Here is a 12,104-nt window from a genome sequence, read left to right as displayed (position 1 = left end):
ATGCGGTTGCACGGGAGGGCCGGGGAAGCGGCCGCGATCGACCGGCTGCTGGACGGGGCCGCCGGTGGCCGGAGCGGGGCGTTGGTGCTGCGGGGCGAGGCCGGGATCGGGAAGACGGCGTTGCTGGAGCTCGCCGCGGCCCGTGCCGCCGGGAAGGGCATGCGGGTGCTGCGCGGGACCGGCATCGAGAACGAGACCGGGATGCCGTACGCGGGCCTGCACCTGCTGCTCGGCGGGGAGCTGGACAGGATCGACGCGCTGCCGGGTCCGCAGGCGGGTGCCCTGCGTGAGGTGCTCGGCATGGGCGGCGGCGGTGATGGGGATCGGTTCCTGGCCGGGCTGGCTTTGCTCACTCTGCTGGCCGATCTCGCCGAGGAACGCCCGCTGCTGTGCCTGGTCGACGACGTGCAGTGGCTCGATTCCGCGTCGGCTGAGGTGCTGTTGTTCGCGGTCCGGCGCTTGGAGGCCGAGCCGATCGCGGTGCTGCTGGCCGCGCGCGACCCCGACGAGACGGAGTTCGTCGCGCCCGGCCTGCCCGAACTGCGGCTGCGCGGCCTTGACCCGGCGGCCGCCGCCGACCTGCTGGCCGAGCGTGCCGCCGAGCTGCCCCGGCACGAGCGGCACGAGATCCTGGCCGAGGCGATGGGCAACCCGCTGGCGCTGCTGGAACTGCCCGCCGTGTCCGCGAGGACTGACTCCCCGTCGTCCAGGTTCCAGCGGATCCAGGGGGCGTTCGCCGCTCGTGTCGCGGCGCTGCCGGAGCCCTCGCGGACCGCGCTGCTGGTCGCGGCGGCCGACGGCACCGGCGATCTCGCGCTGATCGTCCCGGCGGCCGGACGGCTCGGCGCGTCGGTCGCCGATCTCGACCCGGCCGAGCGCCGGGGCCTGGTGACCTCCGCCGACGGGCTCCTGAAGTTCCGGCACCCGCTGATCCGGACCGCGGCGTACACGGCCGCGCCGCTGAGCCGCAGGCTGGCCGCGCACCGCGCGCTCGCCGAGGCGCACCGGGAGCTGGGCGACGGGTGCCGGTACGCCTGGCACCTGGCCCGGTCCGCCACCGGGCCGGACGAGACCGTGGCCGCCGTCCTGGAGCGCGCCGCCGGGCTCGACCTCGGCGTGGGCGGGAACGCGGTGGTGTCGGCGATGTACGAGCGCGCCGCCGTGCTCAGCCCCGACCCCGCCGACCGGGGGCGGCGGCTGGCGGTCGCGGCCCGCGCCGCCGCCGACGGCGGCCTGTCCGAGCACGCCATCGCGCTCGCCGAACGGGCCGAGGCCGACACGCCCGACCCGGTGCGGCGGGCCGACCTGGTGCTGATCCGGGCCCTGCTCGCCGAGGAGGGCGACCGCGGCAGGGAGGCGTACCGGCTGCTGAGCGGGATCGCCGGCGAGGTCGCGGACCAGGAGCCGCACCTGGCCGGTCACCTGCTCTTCAAGGCCGCCTCCGCCGCGTCCAAGGCCGGGGACGTGGACGCGTTGCGCCGGGCGGCCGAGCGGGCCGAGGAGCTGAAGCTGCCGAACGGGCACCTGCCGCGCGCCCTGGCCACGATGTTCCTCGGCCAGGACCCGCCGGCCGCGGGCGGGGACACGGCCGCGCTGAACGAGCTGATCACCGACATGGCCGGCTGCCTGGGCACTCGTGAGGTCGTGGAGACCGGGTGGTGGCGGCTGCTCGCCGGGGACCTCGAGGGCGCCGAGCGGGTGGCCGCCGACGTGGCGCAGCGCTGCCGCGACCAGGGCTCGGCCGGGCTGCTGTCCCTGGCGCTGCCGCTGCTCGCCCGGGCCCGGCTCATGCTGGGACGGCACGCCGAGGCCCTCACCGCGGCGACCGAGGGCATGCGGATCGCCGGGGACATCGGGCAGCACCGCCTCCGCGTCTACAACGCGACCGTGCTGGCGCTGCTGGCGGCGATCGCGGGTGAGGAGGAGCGCTGCGCGGAGTTGGCGGGGGAGGCGCTGCGGCGCGGCGTCCCGCCGGGCACGGCGCACGCCGCCGGGGCGCTGGGCCTGCTCGATCTGGGCCTCGGCCGGTACGAGGCCGCGCTGTCCCGGCTGTCGGACGTGGTGGCGGGGTCCCGGCGGCAGGGTTCCCTCGGCAGCCTGCCCGACCTGGTCGAGGCCGCCGTGCGGGCGGGGACTCCCGAGCGCGGGCGGGAGGCCGCCGCCTGGTACCGGGACTGGGCCGCGCGGATCCGCCGCCCGTGGGCCGAGGCGATCGCGCTGCGCTGCGCCGCCCTGCTCGCCACCGGCGCAGGGGAGGCGGACCAGGCGTTCGCGCGGGCGGTCGAGCTGCACCGCCGGGACGCGGCGTCCTCGCCGTTCGAGCGGGCCCGCACCGAGCTGCTGTACGGGGAGTGGCTGCGCCGGTCCCGCCGCCGCAACGACGCCCGCCCTCTCCTCCACTCGGCCCTGGACGCCTTCGAGCGGCTCGGCGCCGAGCCCTGGGCCGAGCGCGCCCGGACCGAGCTGCGCGCCGCCGGGGAGAGCGTCGCCGAGCCGGACGGGACGGCCGGGGCGCTGGCCTCGCTCACCCCGCAGGAGCTGCAGGTCGTGCGGCTGGCCGCGTCCGGGTTGAGCAACCGGGAGATCGGCGCCCAGCTGTTCCTCAGCCCCCGGACCGTCGGCTACCACCTCTACAAGGTCTATCCCAAGCTGGGCGTCGCGTCGCGCGGTGAGCTGGCCCGGCTCGACCTGGCCTCAGCCTGAGGGACGAAGCGCGCGGGCGTCACCTCGCGGGTGTGGACGACGGCGTCGACCCAGCGGCGGATCGTGCCCCCGGCCATGTGGTGGTCGGCGTCGTCCTCGGCCCGGTACCCGGGGCCGATCACGCGGAGCTTGGCCGGGGCGTCCAGCCACGCGCGGGCGGCGTCGTTCTCGGGAGCGCGGAGGTCGGCCAGGTAGAGCCCGGACGGGGCGGCCTCGTCGAACACCGCGTCGGCGAAGTCGCCGGGCGGGTGCGGGACGGGGACGCCGCCGTGCACCGCCCCGCGCCCGAAGGTCAGGGCCATGGAGAGGTAGCCGGTGCCGAGCCGCTCGCGCAGCAGCCCGCCCGTGTTGCCGGCGGAGTGCCCGATGCCGCCCCAGTAGACGATCTTCGAGCCGGTGTGCCCGCGCCACCCGAGGATGTTCTCGGCCATGCGGCGCTCCACGTACGGGAGGGCCTCCATGACCGGGCGGGAGTGGAAGCGGTGGAAGTCCACGATCGCGCGGGCGTGGTGGAGCGCCAGGTCCCGTCCTTCGGCGGCGGGCAGCCCGGCGACCAGGTCGTGCGCCTGCTCGGCGCGGCGGATGTGCGGTCGCTTGTCGGGGAGGCGCCGGTAGCGTCCGACGTGCTCGTCGATCGCGGCGGCGGGGTCGGGGCGGAGCGGCCCGTAGTGCTCCTCCAGTTCGGGCAGCCGGCCGGGGGCGGCGCGGCGCGCGTACGCGGCGACGGCGTCGTAGGCGACCGCGCGCGTCGTGGACATGTCCACCCCGACGAACCGCACGGGATCGCCGGGGTTCCGCTGGTTGTACGCCCGCATCCAGGCGAGGACGTCGAGCATCTCGCGGGTCTGCCAGGGCAGCCACATCCGCCTCAGTAGCGCGCGCGGCTCGCCCTCGCCGGTCAGCACGTGGGCGTCCAGGAGCAGGCCGGTCGTCCAGTCCTCCTCCAGGGCGAGGGCGCGGAACCCCTCCTCCTCCACCAGGAACCGCAGGATGCGGTGCTGGAGCGCGGACACCTCGTGCGCGCCGCGGGTCGAGGCGCCCAGCCCCACGACCGCGGCGCCGTCCGCGAGCGCCCGCAGCGGCTCCAGATCGTCCGGTGCCGCGGTGCCCAGCGGGCGGGCGCGTCCGGCGATCCACCGGACGGCCGCCGGCCGCTCGTCGTCTGCCCTGGCCATCGGCTCTCCTTCCGTCCACTCCGACGCTAGGACGAGCCGATGACCGGGGCATCTGTCACGTGACCGGTCAGGCGGCGGCGCGGCGCAGGGCGCCGGCGGGCCGGCGGATGGTGACGTTGATCCGGTTCCAGGCGTTGATCGCCGCGATGGCCATGACCAGGGCGGCCAGCTCCTCCTCGCCGTAGTGGTCGGCGGCCTCGTCCCAGACGTCGTCCGGGACGCCGTCCGGGTTGTCGGCCAGGCGGGTGGCGGCCTCGGTCAGGGCCAGCGCGGCCCGCTCCTCGGCGGTGTAGTACGGCGCCTCGCGCCAGGTCGCCACCGACCAGAGGCGCTCGTCGCTCTCGCCGTCCTTCTTGGCGTCGTGGGCGTGCATGTCGACGCAGAAGCCGCAGCCGTTGATCTGGCTGGCCCGCAGTTTGATCAGGTGGCGGGTGGCGGCGGGGAGGCCGCTCTGCCCCAGGAACGCCTCCAGGGCGAACAGGGCCTTGTACGCGCCGGGCGCCAGCTCGGTGACGTCGGGCATCCGTTCCTGCATGATCGATACTCCCTCACTTAATTGGATACTTGATGTCCAGATTCACGGCCTGCGGCGGTGCGCAGGGTGGACGTTGCGGTTCTCAGGTGCGCTCGTGCCAGGCGCGGAGCTGCTCGCCCAGGCGCGGGGCGTGCGCCTCGGCCTCCGCCTGGACGTCGGCGAGCGTCTGCTCGGCCAGCGCCTGCCGCCAGGCCAGCTCGGCCCGGCGCATCGCGGCGTTCACCGCGCAGGGGGAGTCGTAGACGCGTTCCGGGGCGTCCCGGCCGGGCCCGTGCCGCCGGATCTCGGTGCAGCGGAACGCCTCGTCCGGCCCCTCGATCGCGGTGACCACGTCCATCAGGGTGATCTTGTCGAGCGGGCGGGCCAGCCGGAACCCGCCCCGCGCCCCCGGCGTCGAGGTCAGGAGGCCCGCCCTGACCAGCGCCTGGAGCTGCTTGTTGAGGTACGGCGGCGGCAGCTCGTAGCCCGCCGCCAGCCGGGTGGTGGACATCGGGCGGTCCGAGTCCACCCAGTCGAGCAGCAGCAGGACGTGCGCCGCCCACTCGACCCCCTCGTTCATCCGCACGGTGCTACCCCCGCGCCCGCGACAGCTCGCCGACCAGCCGGGACGCGTCGGCGGCGGCCAGCTCGACGCCGAAGGTCTCGGCGAGGACCTTGGGGACCTCGCCCGGCTCCAGCTCCCGGACCTCGACCGCGTCGGCGCGCCCGTCGGCGTGCGTGGCCGTCAGCCGCGTGCCGTCCAGCTGGTACTGGACGTCCGGCGCGTACCGCTGGCTGTAGGCGCGGCCGGTGAACGGCGAGTTCGGGTGGGTGGAGACGAAGTGGTTCCCGACCTCGTAGTCGATCCGGTACGAGGGCGCGAGCATGAACGTGTGGCGGCGCAGCCAGCCCTCCGGGCCCCGCTGGTGCAGCGCCCACTCCTGCGCGCCGGGCAGCCCGCCCGCGTCGCCGGTGAGCCGTTCGAGCCGGTATGCCCAGCCGCCCTGCTCCGCCTCGGCGCCGTCCTCGAACGGGAGGGGCGCGAGCGGGCCGGCGCCGAAGCCGACGTCGCAGATCCACAGCCCGCCGTCGACCTCGACGCGGACGAGCGCGTGCGTGGCGGGCAGCAGCTTGTCGAAGCCCAGCGAGACGCGGGCGCTGAGGGCGGTGAAGGTGAAGCCGAGCCGTTCCAGCGCGGCCGCGAACAGCTCGGTGTGCTCGAAGCAGTAGCCGCCGCGCCGGTGCCGGACGAGCTTGTCCTGGACGGCCTCCACGCCCAGCAGCACGGGCCGGCCGAGGAAGATCTCCAGGTTCTCGAACGGGATGGAGGTGACGTGCCCGCCCTGCAGGCGGCGCAGCGTCTCCAGGGTCGGGGAGCGGTCGCCCTCGTAGCCGATGCGGGCCAGATAGGCGTCGAGGTCCAGCAGCTCGCCCTGCCAGGCGAGATCACCGGGTGGGTGCGTCATCGGCCCGCCTCTCAATCTGGATAGCTGACATCTAGATTAAACCACGCCTCCGCGCCCCGCCCCAAGGCCCCCTCGAACGTCTCGTCGAAGACCCGGTCGCCCAGCGCGGCACGGGCCGCCGCCTCGATCCGCTCCACGTCGGCGCGCTCGCCCGGCGGGAGCGGGGCGCCGATCGAGGCGCGCAGGCCGCCGGCCGTCCCGAGCAGCCGCGCCGCCTCGGCGGGGTGCCCGGCCGCCGCCCGCGCCCCGGCGATCCCCTCCAGCGCCAGCGCCACCGCACGCGGGTCGCCCGTCGCCCGCGCCGCGTCCAGCGCCTCGCGGTGCAGCTCCAGCGCGCGTCCCGCCGCACCGCGCTGCTCCGCCACGAACCCCAGCTGGGCCAGCACGAACGCGACCCCGGACCGGCCGCCGATGTCGCGCAGCCAGCCCAGCCGGGCCCGCAGGTGCCGCTCCGCCGCGTCCAGGTCGCCGCGACGCCGCGCCACCAGCGCCAGCCCGATCTCCGAGAACTCCAGCGCGGACCGGCTCGGCAGCGCGGCCGCCAGCCGGAACGCCCGCTCGTGCAGCTCCCCTGCCCGTTCCAGGTCGCCGGTCAGCAGCGCCAGCCGGCCCAGCTCCGCCAGCTTGAACGCGGCCTCCGCCCCCAGACCCAGCTCCTCCGCCAGGGCCAGGGCCTCCCGCCGCAGCGCGGCCGACCGCCCGTAGTCGCCGGTGATCTCCGCATGGCGGCCGAGCGCGTCGGTCGCCTCCAGCCGCCCCCACGGATCCCCGAGCTCGCGGAACAGCCGCAGGCTGCGCTCGCCGTCGCGGGCCAGCCCGTCCAGGTCGCCGCGCACCATCGCCTGCTTGGCCCGCAGGCTCAGCGCCGCCGCCGTCCCCCAGCGGTCGCCGCGGGCCCGGAACGTCGCCAGCGCGCCCGCGACCCGCTCGGCGTTGGCGTCCAGGTCGCCGTACGGCCAGTGGACGTGCCCGAGGAACCACACCACCCGCGCACGGGCCAGCGAATCCGGAGCGTCGAGGCCGTCGTACGCGCGCAGCGCCTCCAGCCTCAGCCGCTCCGAGTCGTCCCCGTCGCCGGAGGCCATGACCATGCCCGCGCGCCAGGCCACCGCCTCCGCCCGCGCCACCGGATCGGCCGGACCCGGCACGGCGAGCGCGGCGTCCAGCGAACGGGTCGCCTCACCGAAACGGCCCCGCAGGTACCAGTACCAGGCGAGCCCGTTGACCAGCGCCAGCGCGAGGTCCGCGTCCCCGGCGCCGGCGGCCCGGTCCAGCGCGGCGCGCAGGTTGGCGCCCTCCCGGTCGAGGCGCCCGAGCCACTGCCGCTGATCCGGCCCGCGCAGCCCGGCCGTCCCGCGCCCGGCCAGCCCGGCGTAGTGGCGCGCGTGGCGGCGCCGGACGGCGTCACCCTCGCCCGCCTCCTCCAACCGCTCCAGGCCGTAGGCGGCGACCGACTCCAGCAGCCGGTACCGCGTGCCGCCCGATCCGTCCCGCACGACCGTGACCAGCGACCGGTCCACAAGGCGGGCCAGCACGTCCAGCACGTCGACGCCCGGCTCGGCGCAGATCCGCTCGGCGGCCTCCAGCGCGCAGCCGTCGGCGTGCACGGCCAGGCGTCGCAGGACGAGGCGCTCCGGGCCGTCCAGCAGCTCCCAGCTCCAGTCGATCACCGCCCGCAGGGTGCGCTGCCGGGCGGGGGCGTCCCGCCGTCCCGAGGACAGCACCCGGAAGCGATCGTCCAGCCGCCCGGCCAGCTCCCGCACACCCAGCGCCCGCACGCGGGTGGCGGCCAGCTCCAGCGCCAGCGGAATCCCGTCCAGCCGCCGGCAGATCATCGCGACCGCCGCGGGATCGTCCACGGTGAAGCCCGGCGCGGCCGCCGCGGCCCGCGCCGTGAACAGCTCCACCGCGCCCGCGTGCTCCAGCGGCGGGACGGCCAGCAGCCGCTCGCCCTCGATCCCCAGCGGCTCCCGGCCGGTCGCCAGGACCCGCAGGCCGGGCGCCGACGCCAGCAGCCGCACGGCCAGCTCCGCCGCCGGGCCGATCACGTGTTCGCAGTTGTCGAGGACGAGCAGCATCCGGCGCCCGCGCAGCGCCTCCGCGAGCCGTTCCACCGGATCCCCGGGGAGCGAGTCGTCCCGCAGGCCGAGCACGCCCGCCACGGCGTCGCCGAGCACCCCGGCGCTCCCGGCGGCCGGAACCGCGGCCAGCTCCGCCAGCCACACGCCGTCAGGGAAGGGCGGCCCGCCCGGATCGGCGGCGACCGCCAGCGCCAGCCGGGTCTTGCCCACCCCGCCCGGCCCGGTGAGCGTGACCAGCCGGGAGGTCGCCAGCGCGTCCCGGGCCTCCTTGATCGCCTCGTCGCGGCCGACGAGGTCGCTGAGCGGCTCGGGCAGGTTCGTCCGCGAAGGCGCCGCAGCCTCCGGGACGGTGGCCGGACGCGGCGCCAGCGCGGGGTCCCGGAGCAGGATCGCCTGGTGCAACGCGGCGGCCTCCGGCCCCGGATCGACGCCCAGCTCCTCCGCCAGGCGTTCGCGCAGGTCCTGGTAGGCGGCCAGGGCCTCACCCTGGCGGCCGGCGAGGTAGAGCGCCTTCATGTACGCGGCGCGCAGCCGCTCGCGCAGCGGATGGTGCGCCACCGGCCCCGCCAGTTCGCTCGCGGCCAGGGCATGCTCGCCCAGTTCCAGGCGCGTCCAGGCGAGGTCCTCCAGGGCGGCCAGGCGCCGCTCCTCCAGGTCGGTGATCGCGGCGCGGGCGAAAGCGGCGTCGGCGACGTCGGCGAACGCCTCGCCCCGCCACAGGTCCAGCGCCTCCACCAGCAGAGACGCCCTGAGCCCGGGGTCGGCCGCCTTCCCCGCCCGGACGGTCAACTCCTCGAAACGCGCCGCGTCCACATCCGACGCCTCCAGGGCGTACCCGGGCGGACGGAACGCGACCAGCGCGCGGGCGCCGGGCTCCGCACCGTCCAGGACGGCGCGCAGCTGCGAGATCCGCGCCTGGAGCGTGCCGGTGGGGTTGCGCGGGGGCCGCTCGCCCCACAGATCGTCCACCAGCCGGTCGGACGGCACCGGCCGCCCCCTGGCCACCAGCAGATCGGCCAGCAGCGCCCTGACCTTGGGCTCGGGCACGTGGACGGGACGGCCGTCGTCCGTCCACACCGCCAGCGGACCGAGCACCCCGAAGCGCACACCGCCAGGCTAACCGCCCTCGGACGGGCGTTCGCGCGCACGTCCGTAGCGGATCCGAAGGGGATCCGTAGCCGCGCCCAGCACTGTGGATCCCGTTGAAAGGAGCGCATATGTCTACGCACGAACTCGCACCCGTCACCGTCATCGGCCTCGGCCCCATGGGGGCGGGCATGGCCGAGACCTTCCTCGCCAAGGGGCACCCGACCACGGTGTGGAACCGCACGGCGAGCAAGGCCGACCCCCTGGTCTCCAAGGGCGCGACCAAGGCGGTCACGCCCGCCGACGCCCTCGCCGCGTCCGAGGTGATCGTCATCAGCCAGATCGACTACGGGGCCATGTACGACTCGCTCGGCCCGGCCACCGGGGCACTGGACGAAAAGGTCCTGGTCAACCTCAGCTCGGGCACCCCGGAGGAGCTGCGGAAGGCGTCCGCGTGGGCGGCCGGGCACGGCGCCGTCCTGCTCACCGGCGGGATCATGACGCCGCCGCCCGGGATCGGCCGGCCGGGCGCGTACGTCTTCTACAGCGGCCCCGAGCAGGCCATCGACCGCCACAGCGACACCCTGAAGGCGATCGCCGACGTGTCCTACGTGGGCGAGGACCCCGGCCTGGCCATGCTCTACTACCAGGCGCAGCTGTTCCTGTTCTGGTCCACGCTCAGCAGCTACATGCACTCGGTGGCGCTGCTGGAGACGGCCGGGGTGAGCGCGCGCGAGTTCCTCCCGTACGCCGCCCGGACGGTGCGCGAGCTGGCCGAGGACGGCCCGATGGCCTTCCTGAAAATCATCACCGACGAAATCGAGGCCGGTCACTCTCCGGGAGACCTCAACAGCCTCACCATGCAGGCCGTGGGCGCCGGGCACGTCGTCGAGGCCAGCCGCGACGCCGGCATCGACACCGCCTACCCGGCCGCGCTCCGCGACCTGTTCGAGCGGGCCGTCAAGGCAGGTCACGCTGCCGACGGGCTGGGCAGCGTCATCGAGGCCCTCAGGAAGCCGAACGGGGCGCCGATCAGGAACGACTGACCTATCCCGTCCGCGACGCTGACCGATCTCACGGGAGACCGGCGGCGCGGTGAACATATGCTCCGTGACGGTGAGCGAGTGAAAAGTGTCGTCCCAGAAGGAGCGCACATGCCCTTGTCCCCCCACCGATCGGCGTCCGGCGCCGCGGTGTCCGCGCTGGAGGAGACCTACGAGCGGATCCTCCGCCGGAACCCGGGCGAGCCCGAGTTCCACCAGGCGGTACGCGAGGTGCTGGACGCCCTCGTCCCCGTCCTGGACGCCCGTCCCGAGCTGGCCGACGCCAAGGTCGTCGAGCGGATCACCGAGCCCGAACGGCAGATCATCTTCCGCGTCCCCTGGACGGACGACTCCGGCGAGATCCACGTGAACCGCGGGTTCCGCGTGGAGTTCAACGGGGTGCTGGGGCCCTACAAGGGCGGGCTGCGCTTCCACCCCTCGGTCAACCTGGGGATCATGAAGTTCCTCAGCTTCGAGCAGGTGTTCAAGAACGCGCTGACCGGGCTGTCGCTCGGCGGCGGCAAGGGCGGCAGCGACTTCGACCCGCACGGCCGCTCGGACGCCGAGGTGATGCGGTTCTGCCAGTCGTTCATGACCGAGCTGCACCGCCACCTCGGCGAGCACACCGACGTCCCGGCCGGCGACATCGGGGTCGGCACGCGGGAGATCGGCTACCTGTTCGGGCAGTACCGGCGGCTCACCAACCGCTGGGAGGCCGGGGTCCTCACCGGGAAGGGCCCCGGCTGGGGCGGCTCGGCGGGCCGGCCGGAGGCCACCGGGTACGGGAACGTGCTGTTCACCGCCGAGATGCTGCGGCTGATCGGGGAGGACTACGAGGGGCGGCAGGTCCTCGTCTCCGGATCCGGGAACGTCGCGATCCACACGGTCGAGAAGGCGCAGTCGCTGGGCGCCAACGTCATCACCGTGTCCGACTCGGGCGGCTACGTGGTCGACGAGAAGGGCATCGACGTCGCCCTCCTCCGCCAGGTGAAGGAGGTGGAGCGGGGCCGGGTGTCCGACTACGCGGAGGCGCGCGGCTCCTCCGCCCGGTACGTGCCCGGCGGCAGCGTCTGGGACGTGCCCGCCGACATCGCCTTCCCGTCCGCGACGCAGAACGAGCTGGACGCCGACGCCGCCGCGACGCTGGTCCGCAACGGGGTCAAGGCCGTCTCCGAGGGCGCGAACATGCCGGCCACCCCGGAGGCCGTCCGGCTGTTCCGGGAGGCGGGCGTCGCGTTCGGGCCGGGCAAGGCCGCCAACGCGGGCGGCGTCGCGACCAGCGGCCTGGAGATGCGGCAGAACGCCGGCCGCGAGTCGTGGACGTTCGAGCAGGTGGAGAACGAGCTGGCGCGGATCATGCGGTCCGTCCACGAGGAGGTGTACGCGACCGCCGAGCGCTACGGGGCTCCGGGAGACTACGTGCTGGGCGCCAACATCGCCGGGTTCGAGCGGGTGACCGAGGCCGTCCTGGCGCAGGGCCTCATCTGAGCCCTTCTCATGGCCGCGGCGGGCGCAGGCCGTCGAGCAGGAGGCCCAGGAGCCGCTCGGTGCGGCCGCCGCGGGCCTGCTCGTCGGCCCACGCGATGCCGTAGACCATGGTGAGGAACTCCGGCGCGTCCACGTCGGGCCTGATCTCGCCCGCCCGCTGCGCGCGGGCCAGCAGGTCCGAGCCGGCCGCGTTCAGCGCCTTGCACGAGGCGTACAGCTCGGTCGACTCGTCCCGCAGGGTGGTGATGAACGCCGTGGTCAGCCCGCGGTAGGCGGTGCTGGACTCCATCAGCGCGAGCGCCCAGGCGGCGAGGGCGTCGCGCGTGCCGGGGGCGTCGCGCGCCCGCGCGGCCAGCGCGTCGAACCCGTCCCGCAGCAGCGCCTCCAGCAGCGCGTCCCGGGTGGGGAAGTGCCGGTAGAGGGTGCCGATGCCCACGCCCGCACGCCGCGCGATGTCCTCCAGGGACGCCTCGACGCCGCTTTCGGCGAAGGCGGCGCGCGCCTCGCGCAGGAGCCGTTCGTAGTTGCGCCGTGCGTCGGCCCGCATG

Annotated in this window: 9 protein-coding genes; 3 read left to right on the top strand and 6 right to left on the bottom strand. The window is 75.4% G+C overall.

The window, feature by feature from the left end; translation table 11 throughout:
* A complete protein-coding gene (locus ACFPZN_RS28700) occupies window positions 1-2,703 on the top strand; it encodes a helix-turn-helix transcriptional regulator (protein WP_378285347.1) in 2,703 nt (900 codons plus the stop codon).
* Here the strand turns inward: ACFPZN_RS28700 and ACFPZN_RS28695 are convergent.
* The 5 genes from ACFPZN_RS28695 to ACFPZN_RS28675 form a co-directional block, all read right to left on the bottom strand.
* The gene (locus tag ACFPZN_RS28695; RefSeq protein WP_378285346.1) at window positions 2,640-3,878 is read right to left on the bottom strand and encodes an erythromycin esterase family protein; all 1,239 of its coding nucleotides are present in this window, start codon (window positions 3,876-3,878) and stop codon (window positions 2,640-2,642) included. The two genes, ACFPZN_RS28700 and ACFPZN_RS28695, sit on opposite strands and share 64 nt — an antisense overlap.
* A 67-nt stretch (window positions 3,879-3,945) precedes the next feature.
* Window positions 3,946-4,413 (bottom strand): carboxymuconolactone decarboxylase family protein, encoded by a 468-nt coding sequence (locus tag ACFPZN_RS28690; RefSeq protein WP_378285345.1) that lies wholly within the window; start codon window positions 4,411-4,413, stop codon window positions 3,946-3,948.
* 82 nt (window positions 4,414-4,495) lie between these two features.
* Entirely contained in the window at window positions 4,496-4,972 is a 477-nt protein-coding gene (locus tag ACFPZN_RS28685; protein WP_378285344.1) for an RrF2 family transcriptional regulator, read from the bottom strand.
* Window positions 4,973-4,982: 10 nt separating this feature from the next.
* Entirely contained in the window at window positions 4,983-5,858 is an 876-nt protein-coding gene (locus ACFPZN_RS28680) for an arylamine N-acetyltransferase family protein (RefSeq protein WP_378285343.1), read from the bottom strand.
* An 11-nt stretch (window positions 5,859-5,869) separates the two neighbouring features.
* Window positions 5,870-9,046 carry an AfsR/SARP family transcriptional regulator gene (locus tag ACFPZN_RS28675; RefSeq protein WP_378285342.1) on the bottom strand — a complete coding sequence of 1,059 codons (3,177 nt, stop codon included), beginning with the start codon at window positions 9,044-9,046 and terminating at the stop codon, window positions 5,870-5,872.
* A gap of 110 nt (window positions 9,047-9,156) precedes the next feature.
* Here ACFPZN_RS28675 and ACFPZN_RS28670 point away from each other — a divergent pair, with 110 nt between their 5' ends.
* Together ACFPZN_RS28670 and gdhA are read left to right on the top strand one after the other, a co-directional pair.
* A complete protein-coding gene (locus ACFPZN_RS28670; protein ID WP_378285341.1) occupies window positions 9,157-10,071 on the top strand; it encodes an NAD(P)-dependent oxidoreductase in 915 nt (304 codons plus the stop codon).
* Window positions 10,072-10,179: 108 nt separating this feature from the next.
* On the top strand, window positions 10,180-11,556 hold the full coding sequence (gene gdhA, locus ACFPZN_RS28665) for an NADP-specific glutamate dehydrogenase (protein WP_378285340.1): 1,377 nt from the start codon (window positions 10,180-10,182) through the stop codon (window positions 11,554-11,556).
* A 7-nt stretch (window positions 11,557-11,563) separates the two neighbouring features.
* Here gdhA and ACFPZN_RS28660 read toward each other — a convergent pair whose 3' ends face one another.
* The gene (locus ACFPZN_RS28660; RefSeq protein ID WP_378285339.1) at window positions 11,564-12,103 is read right to left on the bottom strand and encodes a TetR/AcrR family transcriptional regulator; all 540 of its coding nucleotides are present in this window, start codon (window positions 12,101-12,103) and stop codon (window positions 11,564-11,566) included.
* Window position 12,104: the final 1 nt, after the last annotated feature.

This window comes from Actinomadura rugatobispora (assembly GCF_042656285.1).
Taxonomy (GTDB): domain Bacteria; phylum Actinomycetota; class Actinomycetes; order Streptosporangiales; family Streptosporangiaceae; genus Spirillospora; species Spirillospora rugatobispora.
The sequence above is the reverse complement of the archived record's forward strand: the minus strand, read 5'-3'. Positions and strand labels throughout refer to the sequence as shown.

Coding starts and splice junctions, on each gene's coding strand:
- ACFPZN_RS28700 (WP_378285347.1), top strand. CDS start 1: ATGCGGTTGCACGGGAGGGCCGGGGAAGCGGCCGCGATCGACCGGCTG.
- ACFPZN_RS28695 (WP_378285346.1), bottom strand. CDS start 3,878: ATGGCCAGGGCAGACGACGAGCGGCCGGCGGCCGTCCGGTGGATCGCC.
- ACFPZN_RS28690 (WP_378285345.1), bottom strand. CDS start 4,413: ATGCAGGAACGGATGCCCGACGTCACCGAGCTGGCGCCCGGCGCGTAC.
- ACFPZN_RS28685 (WP_378285344.1), bottom strand. CDS start 4,972: ATGAACGAGGGGGTCGAGTGGGCGGCGCACGTCCTGCTGCTGCTCGAC.
- ACFPZN_RS28680 (WP_378285343.1), bottom strand. CDS start 5,858: ATGACGCACCCACCCGGTGATCTCGCCTGGCAGGGCGAGCTGCTGGAC.
- ACFPZN_RS28670 (WP_378285341.1), top strand. CDS start 9,157: ATGTCTACGCACGAACTCGCACCCGTCACCGTCATCGGCCTCGGCCCC.
- gdhA (WP_378285340.1), top strand. CDS start 10,180: ATGCCCTTGTCCCCCCACCGATCGGCGTCCGGCGCCGCGGTGTCCGCG.
- ACFPZN_RS28660 (WP_378285339.1), bottom strand. CDS start 12,103: ATGCGGGCCGACGCACGGCGCAACTACGAACGGCTCCTGCGCGAGGCG.